We start from the raw sequence: 18,753 nt of genomic DNA on the forward strand, positions 1-18,753 counted from the left end.
AATTTGGAAATTTCTAAATCTAAAAATTATTGATTGCTTATATCTGCAAAATTTCTGATTCTGAATTTTCTAATTCTTCGGCTAAACGTTGTGATAGTTCTTCAATAGTGGGGTAATACCACAAATGAATTAGAGATAATTTAAATCCCAGAAATTTCTCAGCTTTACTGGCAAGAATCATGGCTTGTGCTGAATCTAAACCATAGCTATCTAAAGGTTCTTGAATATCTATTTCCTCTGGGTTAACTCCCAGGATATAGGAAATATTAGCAACTAGCCAAGCTTGAATATCTGCTATATTTTCAGCCTTTTTAACAGGTGAATTAGAAAGATTATCAGTCATTTATGCACCTCTAATTTGTAAAGAATTGGACGATATATTCAAGATATAAGAGACAACTTGGTTTACCAAGTCTTCCATTGTATTGCGACTAATTGAAGGCTGAGAAAATACAAAATTTAACAACATTTGACCTTGAAAGGTGGCGACATTAATTACGAACATTCCTGCATACATAGAATGAGAACCTGCAAAACTGATTTCTGCTAGTTCCAATTCACCATAATTTTCAGGAATGTTGACTTTACCAACATTAGATACAGAAACTGTAGCGGCTACTTGTTGGGGGAAGAGAAAACAAAAATTGATTAAGTGCTTGGCAATTAATACCATATTAAAAAGTTCACCATGTTTGATACCAATTTCTAAATTTTGTTTTACTTCCCGTGCTAATTCCCAAATTGATGTGTTTTGTTTTATGGTATGAAATCCTATTATAGAGGTAGCTAAAGCGGCTAGATTTTCTTGATTAATTGGTGGTTTTAGCCGTCTGCGTAAATCAAGATGTGATAGGCAATTAACTCGGATATTGTGTTGATTATATTTGGTAATTTTCTTGGCTACTGTCAACATTAAAATGGCAGATATAGCACCGTGAACTGTGGTGTTTTCCTGTTGACAAGATTGCACAAATTTTTCTGTTAAATCTGAGTTAATTTGTCTGTGAATAATTTGACAACTGCGTTTAGAAATAGGTGCATATTTTTCAAATCCTAATGTTTTTGGTCGGTGATATAGTTTTCGGAATCCAAGTTTTAAAAACAAGAAAATGCTGCTGATATTTCCTCTCCAATCTTGTTTATATTCAGGTAGTAATTTTTCAGCAGGTGGTAATGTTTCCAAATTAGTAACCTGTTTAATGGCATCAGCAGATATAATTTTTTGGCAATACTTTAAGATTTCTGAGTGAAGTTGAATGCTTGATAAGCCATCAGAGATTGCGTGGTGTAAGGTTGTAATTAGATAACTAATGTTTTGTTTACCTTGGACAGAAACTAGTACAACACGCATCAAACATTTATGGCTATCAATTGCCTGATTCATTTCTTGATTGACAACTTCTTGCCATTGTTCCTCTTCTAAATTAATAACAGTTCGCAAAGGTATTTTTTCTGTACCTGCGGTTTGAAAATAGAACCGATTTTTAAAATGAATAATGTGAGAATTGAGATGAGGATGACGAGATTGAATAATATCTAAAGCCTGTCTAATAACTGCTGCTTGGAGGTTACCATTGATGCGACTAATAGTTACTAAATTCCAGGTTTTAGCATGGATATTGAGGATTTCCATTGCTGTTTCCAGATTGCCTAATGGTCTGTTATCTGGCATATTTATCACCTTTCTGGAAGAAATTGACTATATTCATCGGGAATTTGTAATCCTTGAATTTTTAAATTTTGGATACGGTATAAAAATGCTGCTCCTGTCATAATATTGTCAGCAAGTTCTATAACTTTACGATTTTTTGGTTCAGCTAAATATGAACCTTTTACCCAATCATTAAAACTACCCATTGCTGGTCCACACCAAATTTGATAATCAGTTTCTCGTCCTTTTTCTCCAGTGTTAGACCACCGAGAAGACAGTCCTAAATACCAGCGAAAAATTAGAGCCATTTTCAATTTACTATTGCTTGCTGCTTTGGTTAATTTATCGGGGTTACGTTGGGATAAATAATTAACTGTTTCTTGCCAAACTTCTTGTACAGACTTTTTCAAGATTTGCTTTTCTAATTTCTCTCTTTCCGCTGGGGGAATTTCGTCAATTGAGTTGTAGTTTCTGTATAGTTCATATAATTTTTGAGCGCGGAGAGGAAAGAGTGTACCACGTTTGAGAACTTGCAATTTTACGCCCATTTCAAACATATCTGCTGCGGGAGCCATCATCATATCAGCCATTTCAGCTTGAGCTAATAATGCTTTGGTATATTGAGAAGTTCCGGCTTCAATACAGGATTGATTAATAGAACCAGTGACAACATAAGCCGCACCCATAATAAAAGCAGCTAAGGCTGATTTGGGAGTGGAAATTCCACCAGCTACACCAATTCTGACGGGGTTTTCATACCTGTATTTATTTTGAATTTCATCTCTTAACTCGATGATGGAAGGTAATAAACAAATCAGAGGACGATTATCTGTATGACCACCAGAATCGGCTTCGACAGTAATATCATCAGCCATAGGAATTTTGCTGGCAAGATTGGCTTGTAATTCACTAATTAAACCTTGTTCTACTAATTGTTTGAGAATTTTTTTAGGTGCAGGTTGTAGAAATTTAGTAGCAACTTCGCGGCGGGAAACTTTGGCGATGACTTTATTTTTGATTTGGATTTGATTGGCTGAATTTAAACTTAATCCTGCGGCTCGATAATAAACAATGTTGTCAGTTAAATCCAAAAATGCAGATGCTTCAATGATTCTGACTTGATATTTGAGATATAAATTAATGCTACGGCGTTCAATAGCTGGTTCACTGGGACTATGAAGTAAGTTAAACGCGTAAGGTTTTTGATCTAAAGCTTGTTGAATTTTATTAATAGCTGATTCGACACGGGAAGGAGATAAACCTCCTGCACCAAAGGAGCTTAAAATTCTTTGTTTTCCTAGTGCAATTACCATTTCTTCAGAAGCAATTCCTTGAGCCATTGCCCCAGTCATATAGGCATATTTTACGCCGTAACAAGTGAGAAAATTTATATCGCCTAATTGTTGAATTGCTAAGGGTGGAACAGCCATTAACATTTCCATTTGGGCTGTTTTACCGTTGCTGGCATGAGATAAACTACCTGCATCTGTGATGCCAATTCTCCCTTCATTTCTAACTATATAACAAGGGGTTTCTAAATTCTTCAGTTTTAATTTAATTTCTTCTGCATCAAAAGAAACATGATTGATATTACCTTGCCAAGTTTGATGATGGTTGACAAATAAGTTAGACAATTTAAGATTATTGTCTTGATTCTTATTGTTTTGATTCAGGCTATTTTCTATGTTGAACACTTTAGTAAACCTCTACATATCTAATTTGCTTGATTTGGGTGGGCAAGATGCCCAACCCCAAAATACACATTATTTAATTCTTTTCCCTTGTTCAACTATTTTCTTGTAAACGTTTATTTGTTGTTGAATTAGGAAATTCATTTGCTGTAATGATGCTTGACGAGATTTCAATAAAAAAGTGTGAGCTTTAGTCATGAGTGCATTGTTAGCACTCAATTTTTGATGATGGGAAATTGAGGTGTAAGCAGTAGTAGAGTTAGATTTTAAGGTTTTATTTGGTTTTTCAACAGGAGCATTTTCTAATGGAATTAAAGACGGATTTTTGAATTCTTTGTTAGTTTCTAATGGGATTTGTGGCTGAATATCTGCTGTTGAAATAGAATACAAGGGTGCTAAATCTAATTCAACTTGATGGCTGACAAGTTTGGCTAATGCTCTAATAATTGAAGTATGATCATCTACTCCTCTTCTATTAATAGATACAGCTATGTGTTCTTTTTCTTGGAGAGTTGAACTTATCCAGCGGGAACAATTGCTACCAATTCCTACTTCAATAAATATTCTGATGTTGTCGTTGTAGACGCGGTTAATTAGGCGAGGAAAATCAAGTTCTTGACAGAGGGATTTAGCAATATTTTCTCCTACAGTCTGACTATCAATTTTAATGGTTTCGTAATTTGCAGCGGAATAAAAAGTAGATTCTGGGATAGTTTTAATCGGTACAGTGTTGATTTTCCTGAGTTCATTGTACTCTGATTTCATTGGTTGACAATGAATTACATGATTGATAGAAGTAGGAAAAGCATCACAGTTAAGTTTTTGAATTACTCTTTGACAAGCTTGTTTTTCTCCGGCAATTACAACTTCTTCTGGTGTGTTAATTAAAGGAATATAAACACGGTTTTCATGCTTAATTGCTTCCCTAACTTGGGCAACTGGAGACATAACAATGTAGTTACTCCAAAATTCTTGATTATCACCATCTAAAGGTAGTCCCCAAGCTTGACGAACTGCATTTTTAGGTCCAGAGAGTTGAGTCTTAAATAGAGGAGATGAGTTTAAGTAGTCGCTGGTATTTTTAAAGCTAGTCCAGACACCTTGGGCTAACATCATACTGGTTTCGCCGAGGCTATAACCAAAGGCACATTGTGATTTGATTTGGAAATAATTGTTGAGAATTGAAGTCATGAGTCCAGCAAAACCCACTTCTGATTCCAGCATTGCTACTGGGTCATCTATTAATTGCTGTTCTATGAATTCTAGTTGTTTTTTGGTAAATTTATTGATGCTGCGGGGATAAATGAGTTTGTCGATGTTAGCAACTCGTTCATAAACGCTACTAATTATGGGGTCGTCATATATTTTGGGAAATAGTCGAAAAAGATGGCGGCATAGTCCAATATAAGAAGTAAAAGAACCAGGATAAACGAAAGCAACTTTACCTTTTTTCCCCTGTGGTTTGGCTGTAAAATAACTACCAACAGGAGTGTGCCAATCTTTTCCTGTATCAAAAGCAATGTTAACACCTTGAATGGCACGGTCTATTTCTTGGATTAATTCTCGTTGATTACGTGCCAAAATTGCGATAGTGTAATTTACATTTTGATTTTGCTGAAATTCCTTAAAGGTTTGGTTAGCAAGTTGGGATAAAGAAGGATAATTGTGAAGAGTTTCTTGAAGTCTGATAATTTGATTTAAAAGCGAGGATTGATTTTGGGCAGATATAGCAAATAAATAATAAGGCATTTGTTCTAAATATTTGCTGCTGCGTTCTATTTGAGTGGGTTCTTCTGATAAAATCAGATGTACATAAATGCCATTTTCCTCCATGCTATTAATAGCAGCTATTCGTTTATTTGCACCTGGTTCTAAAAACCAAGGTTTGGATTCTGTGGCTATATAAAAGGGACTATCACGCCAAATCTCTGGTGTTTTTACGCCAGTCCACTGGGGAACTGCGGGAATATAGCGATGATATAAACAAAGTGCTGTTTTAATTAAGCTAATAATTCCTGATACTGTGTGAGTGTCACCAATGTTAGCTTTGATGCTACCCAAAGCACAACTTAAATTGGATTTTTCTGTGCTATAAGCTGTGATTAAACCTTGAATTTCTGCCTCATCTTGTTGAGGAATACCACTAGCATAAACTTCTAGATAATTAATATCTTGAGCCTGAATATTTGCCAGTTCAAAAGCTGTTTGACAAACTTGGGTGACTGCTTCTGGTTGGTGTGGAGAATTCTGCACTACACTGAAAGCATCAATTACTGCATATATGCAATGATTTTCCTGTTTAGCTGTGTCATGCAGTTGCAATACTATAGCTGCTGCACCTTCTCCTGTTAAAGTACCGTCTGCATTTTTGTCGTAACTAAGAGTCTGTACACCTGGATGATGGTTTTTCTCTGTAGTCACGTCCATTGCTACTAATAAAACAGCATCTACTTGCTGATTAATTAATAGTTTTTGTGCTAAATTTAAGGCTGAAAAAACAGAATTATTTTCAGCGAAAGCAGGACTACTAGCATCCCAAAGTCGGGAAATATAACTCGCTAATTTACTTTGGTGATGAGTTTGGCATTTACTCACCATAATAACTGCAATTTTTGTTTCGGGACGCAGATTAGCATTTTTGAGAGTATTATCAGCCACTTTTAACATTAATTGTTGTGGAGGTGATAATTGTTGAATTTCTGCTGAAGGAATTGGTAATGATAGTCTGTGTCCATAAGTAAGAGGTGTAAAATCCTGTTTACCTTGGTAAATAATGCGTTCTAAGGCATCTAATCCTTGAGAACCACTTACACAGCAATCCATTCCTATAATTGCCATTTTGGGAAGTTGATTTTGGTTCAATTCTTTCATGATTATTCTCCATTATTTGCAATGAGAAAAGATATCACACAGAGGCGCAGAGTAATATTAATTTTTACATTTTTGATTGTTGATTACTTTGCGTCTTTGCGTGAGATATCTATGCTATTTGCTTGGGTAAAATAGTTCCTTTTGCACCTATCATCCGGTTATAGATTTGTCCTTGTTTGTTGTGGGTAATGATATCCGCAATTACATTTGATTCCGTCTTAGATTTAACTTCGCAAGTAACGTAAAATGTCTCATTAAAAGGGACGTTAGCAAATTGTTCAAAGTTGTGAATTTCTGATGGTAAACAACCTATTTGATGAAAGTGTTGTGTCCAAAGCCAGAGAGAATGAATCTGCACATCTGCTATATAGGGATTGAATGTTTGAACTGAAAATTGTCCCTGTTGCTGTGCGGTAGGTTGTGGTAAATTACATTCGATGGTGAGTTTACCAGGACTGGCATTTAAGACTGATTTTACGCCTTGAAAGATAGTTCCATGAAATAAGCTACTTCCTCCATTTTGATAAAGTAATTTATTTGTAGGAAGAAATTGATCATCCTGGTTTAAGTTCAGTGATTTATAGCTAGGAGGAGTGGGAATTTCCCGCTTTAGTATCAGATTTACACTGAAATGATATCTGATTTTACCTTCGGGGGTGATACTGCTAATTTTAGCAGCAAATTCTATTTCTTTGTTTTCATTTTTAGCAATTTCTTGAATTTCTAGAGTGTATTCACTTGCTAAGTTTTTATCAAAAACAATTCCTTTCAGAACTTTGAAATTGGGACAAGCAAATATTTTAAAACCAGGATAGAGTTGTTCACAGGTGCTAGTCATCCATAGCAGTCCACAAGTAGCAGGAAGAACGGGACGATCTGCAATAACATGATCGTGCAAAAATGGGTTAGATGCTAATGTTAATTTGCGTTTGATGCGATAGGTTTTTAAGTCACTGCTTAAGGTGGGAGGAATGTAAATTAAGGGACTACCAATTACTACTTGCGCTGTTTCTGAATTGGTATTTGTTAGTTCATTGACTAACATTTGTGTCCCGATTTCTATCGGTATAGTTTCAATTCCTCTATCTGCAAATGCTTTTTTCAATTCTGGTGATACCATACCACTATCCCAAGGACCCCAGTTAATAGCAACTACATGACAATTGGGGTGCTTGTGTTTGATAATATGGGCTGATTTATTAAGGATTTCGTTAGCGATCGCATAATCCGATTGTCCCACATTTCCATAAAATCCCACCACTGAAGAAAACAATATTAAATATTGCAGTTGGCTAGGTGGTACACAGTGCAATAAGTTTTCTAACCCCTCAATTTTAGCACCATAAACTGCTTCAAAATCCTGACTAGATTTGTTCTCAATCCGTTTATCAGCTAAGTTACCAGCACCGTGAATAATGCCAGTTATCGCCCCTAAATGTTCAACTACAGGTGCAATTTTTTCTGCTAATAAAGTTTTTTCAGTGACATCTATACTCAGATATTCGGCTTTTCCTCCTGCTTTCTCAATTGCTTGCAATGTATTTTGAATTTCTCGCTGAGAAACAATCACTTGATATTTTTTCTGCACCATTATCGGTGTCGGTTTTTCTCCTCTTACCAGAAAATCTTCCATAATTCGCTGTTTTAAGTCAGCTTCATGATCATAACCCTCAGCCCATACAGGTTCTGGTTCTGTACTAGAACGACCTAAAAGAATGAATTTACATTGATATGCTTGGGCTAATTTGATCACACATTTGGCAGTTATTCCTTTTGCACCACCACTGACTAAAAATACTTGAGATTGGGGATTGGGAATTGGGGACTGGGGACTGGGAAAAGAGTGTTCTGCAACTAAAGTAAATCTACCTTTATTGCTATATCCTACTTCTGTAACTAATAAATTGGGGTCTTGCAATTCAGCGAGAATGTATTTTACTGAGGTTTCTGCATCTAAATCAGGACTTAAATCGAGGGAACGACAAAATACGTTTTCCCATTCTTGATTTAAACTCTTGGTAAGTCCAAATAATCCGGCACTAATTGGACTGAAATCATTTGTTTTTCCTAGTCCAAATTCCCCATCTAAACGTGCGATCGCTAAGAAACTATTACGCCCTTTTGTTGTCGATTGATTCAGTGATTGTTTGAGATATTTAGCAATTAAAAAAACATGACGAAGAATGGCTTTGTCTGTTTCATTGCTACTAGTGAATACAGGATTTAGATGAATGAAAGTAGCTACCGAACCAAAATTATTAGCAATCTGGATTAACTCTTGTTCTAAACTCTCTTCACTCCAATCATTTAATCTGACCTGATGAACTTCCGCAGGTAAATTGGATTGTATGGATGGGAAGCTTAAAACTACAGTTTTGCAACCTTTTTCTGTTAAAGTCTTAGCTAATTTTTCCGTAGTTTGTGAACCATCATCAGTAATTAAAACGATGTGATGAGCAGAAATGATGAAATCTAAAATATCAGGTTGAGAAAGGGGTTTTATTTTGGACGGACTGCGAAGAATCTGATGTTGAAATTCCTGTTCTTTAACATTCTGCTGTTCTTGCGTTACTAACTGATTTACACTCTTAGCTTGATGCTGCATATACTCAGCAATTTGTCCCAGGGTTCGCAGTTGTCCTAATTCTTCTGGGTTAGGTTTGGGTAGGTCTGGATAAAGTTCTAACAACCCTCCTAAAATTTCTACCCGTTTGATGGAATCAATGCCTAAATCTGCCTCAATATCCATTGACAGGTCTAACATTTCTGCTGGATAACCTGTTTTATCACTGACAATATTGAGTAGAGTTTGACTTAAATCTGCGGGTATTATTATTTCTTTTTCAGCAGATTTATTTAACAAATCCTCACTAAAATAGATGATATTTGTTGTGTCATTTTCTGCAATTTCTTTTTTATCTTCAACCGTTTCATGACTAACTTCTACTAAATTTTGGGCGGTAACAATGTGTGATTCTAAAGTCTCTACATTTTGATTTAGAAACTCTGGAACTAGAGTTTTTATATACTCAGAAATTTCCCCTAAAGTCCGTAGTTGTCCTAATTCTTCTGGGTTAGGTTTGGGTAGGTCTGGATAAAGTTCTAACAATCCTCCTAAAATTTCTACCCGTTTGATGGAATCAATTCCTAAATCTGCCTCAATATCCATTGACAGGTCTAACATTTCTACTGGATAACCTGTTTTATCACTGACAATATTGAGTAGAGTTTGACTAAGGTTGGAGATATCAATATTGATGGAACTTGTGGGAACTACAGTGATAGGATTTGACTTTTCCGGTAATTTCTCTGCTTGGATAGGAGGAGAAATATTAGCCCCATTCTCGTGAAAGCTATTAACAAAAGGTCTTGGGTTTTCTGCTTCTACTAGGAGATGTGGAGGAAGAGGTCTAGAAGATTCTTGAACATCAAGTGCATCATCGGCAATCTGCAAAAAATCATAATGTTTTTGTAATAATTGAAAGTAATTATTGGCGTAGTCTTGCTGATAGTTGAGATATTTTTCATGAATGCGAATAGTATCAGCTTGATGATCATGAAACCGTATCATGCTACGTTCAGAACTAGAAATTCCTAGTTGTTGTGTTTGCGCTTGATATTCGTTTATTTCTCCATTTTCTAACAACGAATATTGTTGCTGCATTAATTGATAAAAAGTCTTTATGTACTCTGTTTGGGTTTGTAAAGATTGTTCATGAACCTGTGTAATATTATCTTGTTGACGAGTAAATTCTGCTAATGATTGTTCTAAGCTATCAATAACTTTGTCGTAAGTAGGATGTGAAATCTCTACTTTTTCCAATTGGTCATTATTGCTATTATTCACAGTCTGACTATTACCATTTTGGTTTGCAGGTAGGGAAACTTTGACCTCAGAAAAATCTGGCTGTGCTTGTTGTTGATTTTCGTTAACCGTTACCGATTGCAAGTTGATAATGTGATCATTTTCTAAAGCTTTAGCAAATGCTTTCTGCACTTTATCTGTGATATTTGTACTATTCAAACGTACATTCAAGACCTTTTTTTGATCAATTTGAGGTATTTTAGTTTCAATTTGATAGGGGTCTAGATTTTGCAAAGATAAACCAGCAACTCGCAATTGCATTACAGCTTCTCGTAATACTAAGTCGCTATCTTGACGATAATTACCATTTAAAGCTACAGCTATATGTGGTTTTTCAGCTAAAATTTCTTTCACTAAGTTAGTGAGAACATTTTTAGGACCAAACTCAATAAAGCAATAACCACCATCTGCATATATCTTCTCAATTTCTTGTCTAAATAATACCTGATTCAACAAATGTTGCTTGAGATTTTTTTGCATTGCGGGGGGTTCATGAGGATACAATTCCCCTGTTACATTGGTATAAACTGGAATTTTTGCCTGATGGAAAGTTACCTTTTCAATAGCTTGGGCAAAAGGTTTCTGTGCATGGGCTACTAATGGTGTATGAAAAGCCGCAGAAACTTCTAATAAAAATGTAGAAATTCCTTTGTCTTTCAGAATATTTTGCACTTTAGCAATTGCTGTTTTCTTCCCAGCTAATACCACCTGATTTTGAGAATTACAATTAGCAATAGCAACTTCAGGAAAATCTTTAATTAATTCTGTTACCTGACTGATATCACCTTTAACAGCCAACATTCCCCCAGCATCAATTTCTGTGGGTGTGGCCATTGCTTGTCCTCTAGATTTGACTAAGAAGAAATAATCTTCTTCACTTAAAACACCCCCAGCCCATAAAGCTGTCAATTCTCCAAAACTATGACCAGCCACAAAATCAGCTTTAAAACCGGCTTGTTGTAATATCTTGTACAAACCTGCACTAAAAGCACCAATTGCAGGTTGTGCATATTCAGTTTTTTGCAGTGTTTTTAATTGATTATTTTTGTGTTCTGCATCAAAAACTGGTCGCGGAAATACGACTTCAGAAATGGAGTTTAACCCATCTTTATCGAGTAAATCATCTATACAAGTATAGGTTTGACGTAAACAAGGGAAATTAATTACTAATTCCCGCCCCATTTCTAAATATTGTGAACCTTGCCCAGAAAACAATGCTACTATTTTTCCTGTAGTTTCTATTCCTTTTTGACGGTAATAAATTCCTTTAGGATGTTCCCAAGATTCGGCTGTAGGTTTATTTTTTATGAGGTCAATAATGAGTTGTAAAAATTCCGTAGCTTGTGTTAAAGATGTAGATACAAAACCAACTCTGACATTGTTGATGGGAACTTCTACTTTTTCAGATTCTGTAACTAATTGCTGATAACACTGTTCTTGATTTTTTGATTGCAATTGTCGCTGGACATCTTCACAGCGAGATAACAATTCTTGGTTTGTGGGTGCAAATAATAGGATTGATTTTGCAGCATTGTGTAAACGATACGAGTGATCATGTTCATGTTTATATTCCTCCAAAACAACATGATAATTTGTGCCTCCAAAACCAAATGCACTAACTCCAGCACGTCTAGGTTGATGACTAATCCAAGGTCTAGTTTCTGTGTTTAAATAAAATGGTGAATTCTCAATATTTAGTTTTGGATGTGGTTTAGTAATGTTAATTGTCGGTGGTAATACTTTATGATGTAATGCCAAAGCTGTTTTAATTAAACTGGCTGCACCGGCTGCGGCTTTGGTGTGTCCAATTTGTGATTTAACTGTTCCTAAAGCAATGTATTGTTGTTTGCTATTGTTTTCACCAAATACCTCTTTGATAGAAGTGAATTCTGTGGGATCTCCTACCATTGTTCCCGTACCGTGGGCTTCAATTAAACCGACAGTTTTTGGTGAAAATCCGGCATTTTCATAAGCACGACGCAGGGCTTTAACTTGTCCTTGGGAATGAGGGGCGTAAATGCTTTTATACTTACCATCGCTGGAAGTGCCAATACCTTTAATGACTGCATAGATGCGATCGCCATCTCTAACTGCATCATCTAGGCGTTTGAGTACCAACATTCCCACACCTTCACCTAACATCATGCCATCAGAATCTGCATCAAAAGGTTTGACTTTTTCACCAGGAGAAACAGCAGGAGTTTTACTAAAACACATATAGGCAAAAATCGAATTATCAGTGTCAACTCCGCCGGTGATCATCATATCAGCGCGGTGTTCAACTAACTCGCTAATTGCCATTTTTAATGCACCTAAAGAACTGGCACAAGCTGCATCAACTACACAGTTCATTCCTCCTAAATCAAGGCGGTTGGCGATACGTCCAGAAATGACATTAGCTAACATTCCGGGGAAGGCATTTTCTTCCCATTGAATGTATGCACTTTGGAATTTTTCAATCACTTTTTGGGTATCTTGATCCGATAAACCACTGTTTTTCAGGACTTTTTCCCAAACCGGATATTGCAACCTTGTCCCTAGAGGTACTGCTAATTGTCTACCAATTGCTACACCTAAGATTACGCCTGTTTTATCACGGTTAAACTGTCGAGATTCACTATATCCAGCATCTTCCATCGCTGCTTTAGCAACTACCAAACCCAATAATTGGGAAATATCTGTCACCTCTAAAATATTCGGAGGTAAACCAAATTCCATCGGGTTAAAATCAATATCTGGAATAAATCCGCCTCGTTTACAGTAAGTTTTATCTGGTGCTTTGGGATCAGGATTATAGTAATCCTCTATACTCCAACGTGAAGCAGGAACATCGGTAATACAATCTACTTTCTGCACAATTTTTTCCCAATATTCCTGTAAATTTTTGGATTGGGGAAATACAGAAGCCATACCAATAATTGCTACATTAGTTTGCTGCAATTGGGTATTAATTTTACTGTCTAAATTTGTATTGTTTGGCATATTTTTCTTGGACTTGATAAGTTTGAGCAGAACCTTTTCACAATTGCTAACTTCATCTTGCAATTGTGCTAATGCAACTTCAAATTTGGCAGCAGCCATGACGATATTTTCTCTATTTTGCTCGTGCAATGTAGAACTGCTAAGAAATTAGTTATCTCTATAAATCAAGACAATGAAAATCGATAAGATCCCCGACTTATGATATCAATTTATAATTTGTGAACACAATAAACAAAAGAAGTCGGGGATCTGGGTATGAACGAGTTCCATAGCTGAATACTTACTGAAAATTAAATATCTAGAGACAACAATTTTCTCTGTACAAATAAATTATTGATTGCTCAATTAAATTTGGTAAAATGCTTCACTCGGCGGCTCAAGCGGGGATAGTTTCAACTTGAAAACTTAATCCTCTTCCCTGTACTTTTATGAAATTGCCGCTAACTTATCTTTTATATTAGACTGGTGACAAATATTTTGCAACTCCTATGCAACTTAGATGCAACTTAATCAAGTTGAGCAGAATCTAAGTTGTCTTGAGATTTACTTGTGAGATATCTACTTATCCAATTACTATCAATAATTAGCTGATATTTTTCACATAATTACAAAAGTTGCATATAAATTGCATATCTTTTATTCAGAAGATAGATCCTTAATGTCTCAAATCAGCTAGGAGTCTGGATATTCTTTATTTTGCAGTCGTTAACCATGAATGTGATTTGGATATTTTGGTCTTTGCAGCTAAGATGTATAGCTTGACTCTAGGGATTTATTGAATGAAAGTAATTTAATAAATGAGCATTTCTGCATCTATCTGGAAGTAGATTTTTTCTAGCTAATGTCTAAATTTAGCAAATTTGAAAAATTATTTTCTCAACAAACAACAAGTTTAAATAATTTTCTTTGACTGCTAAAAGTTAAGATTTTGAAGTAAATTTAATCACGAGTAACTATGTCTAAAGAATGATAAAAAGGGTATTTTTAACCACTGAATTGTTATCTTTTTGCAGATGAGTAACAAATGTAAGTAAACTTTAATGGTAAAGTTTGACTCTGTTCATATACCTGAGATATTTATCTATTCAATTTGTTGCATAGGGGTTGAAATTGAGGATTAATCAGTTTATTCTGTGTGGTTGAATGATGTAAATGTAAATCCATGCTGTTTGTTTAAAGTAGTGGCTAGATTCAGAATTTAGGTAGAGTAAATATATAAATTCACCTGATTAATTCATCAATCTGTCCACTCTTAACAGTACGGTATTGTAGTACAACTTCATGCAATTTAACTAGATTGTGTGTAGGGGACTGCAAAATGGTAATTACAAGAAACTATAAGGGCTTGCTGGCATGAGACTATCTGAATTAGATCCACTCATACCGCTCAATGAGTTGAGAGAAGAACTACTCAAATTACCAAAAGGCTACTCTTTTTATGAAGACGAATTGGTAGATTTTCTATCACGACGCAGATGGCCTGAGAGCGATCGCCGAATTGATAGAACAACTTTCTGGCGGTGGCGAAACGACAACGGAATTGAACATCAAAAAGTATTCAGTCGCTTGGATATCCTCAAATTATGCCAAATTTGTGATCATTATAGAGTTGACGGAACTCGCAACGAATACTTAGCGATTATGAAAAAGAAAAAAGAACTGATGCTCAACAAATAACTGTGCATCTTCCTGGAGCAAAAATACTAAATAGCTCTCATCATAAATAATAAAGCCAAGGAATTGATGGATCTATATATCCATCTTCCTTAGCTCTCTTTTTACCAGATTTACCAAATATTGAAATCCAGAAATAATTAAAATTGAATAAGTTTAATAAGTCGCATCAACGTTATCAGGGAATGCTCTCAAGTGTACTGCTCTATCTCTTTTATTTATAGAGATAAAAGCTTCTGTTAACCCCATGAGGGGAAAAACGCCGTGCTAATTGCTAATTTATAAGGCATAATTATGGTACACAAAGAAAAGCAGTCATTCACAAACCCTGTAGCTTGGTTGTCGATAACTTTGGCAATTACTACATCTGTAGTTACTGCTGTAATATCTTTCTATAGCCTTTCACGGTTTCATCTTAAATCTCAATTAAATTCTCCAGTTCCTATCAGCAGTCTTACTCCTACAATGACTGCTGTTGCTGCTTTAGGACGTTTAGAACCTCAAGGAGAAATTATTCGCTTGTCTGCTCCAGGTTCTCAAAGGGGAAGTGTGAGAGTAGCCAAACTTTTGGTCAAAAAAGGTGACAAAATTCATCCAGGACAAGTAGTTGCAATTCTTGATAGTTACGCTACTAATCTTGCAGCTTTAGAAAAAACTAAACGACAGATACAAGTTGCCCAAGCTAATCTTAAACGAGTAGAAGCCGGAGCAAAACAAGGTGACATTTCGGCTCAAAAAGCTACAATTGCTCGTTTGGAAGCTGAGTTACGTGGAGAAACTTCTACCCAAAAAGCTACAATTGATCGCTTAAAAGCTGAATTAAATAATGCAGAAACAGAAAATCAGCGTTATCAACAATTATATGAAGATGGTGCTATTTCTGCTTCTAATGTAGATACTAAACGCTTGCGAAGAGATACTGTACAACAACAACTAAATGAAGCCAAAGCTTCCTTAAATAGAACTGTAGAAACTCTGCAAAAACAGTTAAATGAAGCCCAAGCTAAACTTGATAGTATTACCGAAGTTCGTCCTACCGATATCCAAGCAGCACAAGCTGATGTGGAAAGTGCAAAAGCATCACTGAAACAAGCTCAAGCAGAACTGGATTTAAGTTCTATCCGTTCACCAATAAATGGACAAGTGTTAAAAATTAATGCTTGGCCAGGAGAAATAATTGGTAGTAATGGTGTAGCTGAATTAGGTCGCACTCAACAAATGTATGTAGTCGCAGAAGTCTACGAAACTGATATTAAAAAAGTGCGTTTAGGTCAGTCCGTGGAAATTACTGGGGATGCTTTCACAGGCAAAATTAAAGGAACAGTTACAGATATTGGTTTACAAGTTGGTAAACAAAATGTCTTTACTAATAACCCTGGTGCGGATACAGACAATAAAATAGTTGATGTCAAAGTTCGCATTAATAGCCCAATAGATAATCAAAAAGTTGCATCTTTGACTAATTTACAGGTACAGGTACTTATCAAAATTTAAGTATCTTAAATATCAAAAGATTGCCAAATTCAGACTTCAATTCCATAGGCTGCTAATTCATTAGCCGCAGCACCTAAATAATTCCATCAGTCTAAACCAGACTATCAGAGGCTTTAAATATGATTCTCAATATACCTCTAGCTTGGCTACAATTAGCCAAACAAAGAGTCCGCTTTTTTGTGGCTTTAGCAGGAATTGCTTTTGTTGCTGTTTTAATGTTTATGCAAATAGGCTTTCAAGATGCTTTATATGCTAGTGCTACACAATTACATAAAAATCTTCAAGGAGACTTGTTTTTAATTAGCTCCCAATATAAATCTTTGACTTCTAATCAAAGTTTTTCCCGCAGTCGTTTATACCAAACATTGGGTTTTGCAGGTATTGAATCAGTCGATACATTATATGTGCAGTTTGCTAAGTTAAAAAATCCCATTAATGGGCGCAAATATCCTATCTATATACTAGGATTCGATCCCGTTAAATCCATTTTTAAATTACCAGAAATTCAAGCTGATTTTAAGTTACTCCAAATACCCAATCAGGTATTTTTTGACCGTGCTTCTCGTCTAGAATTTGGACCAATTGCTGAATATTACCAACAAAATAAACCTGTGAGTATGGAAATATTTAGTTATTTCGGTTTAGTTGGTTACAAAGTTAAAGTTAGTGGCTTATTTAGTCTTGGTCCTTCCTTTGGCGTTGATGGAAATTTAATTGTTAGTTCTTCTACTTTCATGCGAATATTTACAGAACGTGATGCTAATAAAATAGATATAGGACTAATTCACCTCCAACCAGGTGCTAATCCAAAAACAGTTTTGGCAAATTTATCAGCCAAGTTACCCAAAGATGTCATCGTCATGACTCGCAAAGAATTTATTGATTTTGAAAAAAGTTATTGGACTTTAAGAACACCGATTGGATTTGTATTTAACCTGATGGTAATTATGGGTTTTGTGGTTGGTGTAATTGTTGTCTATCAAATTCTTTATAGTAATATCTCTACGCATCTTGTAGAATTTGCCACTCTCAAAGCAATGGGTTTTAAAAATAAGTATCTCTTGCGCGTTGTTTTTCAACAAGCTCTAATTTTAGCAGCCTTGGGCTATATCCCCGGTTTTGCTATATCTTTAGGACTTTATGATCTTGCTAAAAATGTAACTCAGTTACCAGTCACTATGGATATGGAAAAAGCATTAATAGTATTAATCTCCGCAATTTTAATGTGTCTAATTTCTGGCTTTTTCTCTACCAATAAATTACGTAATCTAGATCCAGCAGAAATTTTCTAAGCCGAGAGAATATGATGCAATCAACAGCAATTATAGAAATCAGTAATCTCAATCAATACTTCGGCATCACCAAATTAAAAGATCAGATATTATTTGACGTTAATTTGACAATTGGGTCTGGTGAAATTGTCATTATGACTGGTCCATCTGGTTCAGGAAAGACAACTTTATTAACTCTAATTGGTGCTTTACGTTCTGTTCAACAAGGAAGTCTAAAATTTATTGGACAGGAACTATCTGGAGCAAGAAATGAAAAATTAGTTCAAGTTCGTCGTCAAATTGGTTATATTTTTCAAGCTCATAATTTACTGGACTTTTTAACAGCTAGACAAAATGTACAAATGTCTTTGGAATTGCAAGCAAATATTTCAGAATGGGAAGCTCAAATACAATCAGAAGCCATGCTTAATGCTGTGAAATTAGGACATCGTATTAATTATTATCCTTCGGATTTATCAGGAGGACAAAAACAACGGGTTGCTATTGCTCGTGCTTTAGTTAGTCATCCTAAATTAGTCTTAGCTGATGAACCTACAGCAGCTTTAGATAGTAAATCAGGTCGAGATGTTGTCAATTTGATGCAGCAATTAGCAAAGGAACAAAATTGCGCCATTTTAATTGTTACCCATGATCACCGCATTTTAGATATTGCTGATCGGATCATTCAAATGGAAGATGGTAAATTAATTAAATAAGTTGTAAAAATTCAGGTGAGGCGATAAAATTCCCGACTTCTTTTGTTTATTGTGTCCATAAATGATAAATTTATCTCAGAAGTCGGGGATCTGGGGATGAAAGGTTGCTATAGCTGAATACTTACAATAAGTTGATAATTACCTCATAATTTAGGAGTCAAAAGTCAGAAGAATCTGTGAATCTCAACCTCCCAATATCTACTCTAAGGATGATGTGATAATTTTACTTTTGATTTAAGGTATAAGCACTCCAGATATATCCATGTTAAATTGAAGTTGTTATTATGGTGCAAGATTTGCTTGTTTGTATACAAGAAGCAACTTTATACTTGATATTTCAAAAGTCTTGGCTTCCTCAAAATCCTGATGAATGTTTCGTTAATTCTCCCTGCGGATGTGAGCATCCTGGGAAAGATATTCAATGTGAAGACTGTACATATTTGGAAGGTTGCTTATCTAGTTGGAAGCTGAATCAAGACCATCTTAAACAAAGGAAACAACGTAGCTATAGAACTCATATTTGAATTTTGAAAAAATC

General features: G+C 35.4%; 9 protein-coding genes. 4 read left to right on the top strand and 5 right to left on the bottom strand.

The window, feature by feature from the left end; genetic code table 11:
- Window positions 1-37 precede the first annotated feature (37 nt).
- The 5 genes from VB694_RS05445 to VB694_RS05465 form a co-directional block, all read right to left on the bottom strand.
- Entirely contained in the window at window positions 38-343 is a 306-nt protein-coding gene (locus VB694_RS05445) for an acyl carrier protein (RefSeq protein WP_323359294.1), read from the bottom strand.
- Window positions 344-1,672, bottom strand: a complete 1,329-nt coding sequence (locus tag VB694_RS05450) for a phthiocerol/phthiodiolone dimycocerosyl transferase family protein (protein ID WP_323359295.1) — start codon at window positions 1,670-1,672, stop codon at window positions 344-346.
- A gap of 5 nt (window positions 1,673-1,677) precedes the next feature.
- Window positions 1,678-3,345 carry a PfaD family polyunsaturated fatty acid/polyketide biosynthesis protein gene (locus VB694_RS05455; protein WP_323359296.1) on the bottom strand — a complete coding sequence of 556 codons (1,668 nt, stop codon included), beginning with the start codon at window positions 3,343-3,345 and terminating at the stop codon, window positions 1,678-1,680.
- 69 nt (window positions 3,346-3,414) lie between these two features.
- Window positions 3,415-6,213 carry a type I polyketide synthase gene (locus VB694_RS05460; RefSeq protein ID WP_323359297.1) on the bottom strand — a complete coding sequence of 933 codons (2,799 nt, stop codon included), beginning with the start codon at window positions 6,211-6,213 and terminating at the stop codon, window positions 3,415-3,417.
- Window positions 6,214-6,322: 109 nt separating this feature from the next.
- Window positions 6,323-13,159 (bottom strand): SDR family NAD(P)-dependent oxidoreductase, encoded by a 6,837-nt coding sequence (locus tag VB694_RS05465; RefSeq protein WP_323359298.1) that lies wholly within the window; start codon window positions 13,157-13,159, stop codon window positions 6,323-6,325.
- 1,254 nt (window positions 13,160-14,413) lie between these two features.
- Here VB694_RS05465 and VB694_RS05470 point away from each other — a divergent pair.
- The 4 genes from VB694_RS05470 (at window position 14,414) to VB694_RS05485 (ending at window position 18,215) form a co-directional block, all read left to right on the top strand.
- On the top strand, window positions 14,414-14,737 hold the full coding sequence (locus VB694_RS05470) for a hypothetical protein (RefSeq protein ID WP_200320237.1): 324 nt from the start codon (window positions 14,414-14,416) through the stop codon (window positions 14,735-14,737).
- A gap of 291 nt (window positions 14,738-15,028) precedes the next feature.
- The gene (locus VB694_RS05475) at window positions 15,029-16,228 is read left to right on the top strand and encodes an ABC exporter membrane fusion protein (protein ID WP_323359299.1); all 1,200 of its coding nucleotides are present in this window, start codon (window positions 15,029-15,031) and stop codon (window positions 16,226-16,228) included.
- Between the two features lie 119 nt (window positions 16,229-16,347).
- The gene (gene devC, locus VB694_RS05480) at window positions 16,348-17,520 is read left to right on the top strand and encodes an ABC transporter permease DevC (RefSeq protein WP_323359300.1); all 1,173 of its coding nucleotides are present in this window, start codon (window positions 16,348-16,350) and stop codon (window positions 17,518-17,520) included.
- An 11-nt stretch (window positions 17,521-17,531) separates the two neighbouring features.
- Window positions 17,532-18,215 (top strand): DevA family ABC transporter ATP-binding protein, encoded by a 684-nt coding sequence (locus VB694_RS05485; RefSeq protein WP_323359301.1) that lies wholly within the window; start codon window positions 17,532-17,534, stop codon window positions 18,213-18,215.
- Window positions 18,216-18,753 lie beyond the last annotated feature (538 nt).

The organism is Anabaena sp. UHCC 0451 (assembly GCF_034931405.1).
Taxonomy (GTDB): Bacteria; Cyanobacteriota; Cyanobacteriia; order Cyanobacteriales; family Nostocaceae; genus RDYJ01.

What these genes read in the sequence shown, in the direction of transcription:
- VB694_RS05445 (WP_323359294.1), bottom strand. Translation starts at nt 343, where the DNA reads ATGACTGATAATCTTTCTAATTCACCTGTTAAAAAGGCTGAAAATATA.
- VB694_RS05450 (WP_323359295.1), bottom strand. Translation starts at nt 1,672, where the DNA reads ATGCCAGATAACAGACCATTAGGCAATCTGGAAACAGCAATGGAAATC.
- VB694_RS05460 (WP_323359297.1), bottom strand. Translation starts at nt 6,213, where the DNA reads ATGAAAGAATTGAACCAAAATCAACTTCCCAAAATGGCAATTATAGGA.
- VB694_RS05465 (WP_323359298.1), bottom strand. Translation starts at nt 13,159, where the DNA reads ATGGCTGCTGCCAAATTTGAAGTTGCATTAGCACAATTGCAAGATGAA.
- VB694_RS05470 (WP_200320237.1), top strand. Translation starts at nt 14,414, where the DNA reads ATGAGACTATCTGAATTAGATCCACTCATACCGCTCAATGAGTTGAGA.
- VB694_RS05475 (WP_323359299.1), top strand. Translation starts at nt 15,029, where the DNA reads ATGGTACACAAAGAAAAGCAGTCATTCACAAACCCTGTAGCTTGGTTG.
- devC (WP_323359300.1), top strand. Translation starts at nt 16,348, where the DNA reads ATGATTCTCAATATACCTCTAGCTTGGCTACAATTAGCCAAACAAAGA.
- VB694_RS05485 (WP_323359301.1), top strand. Translation starts at nt 17,532, where the DNA reads ATGATGCAATCAACAGCAATTATAGAAATCAGTAATCTCAATCAATAC.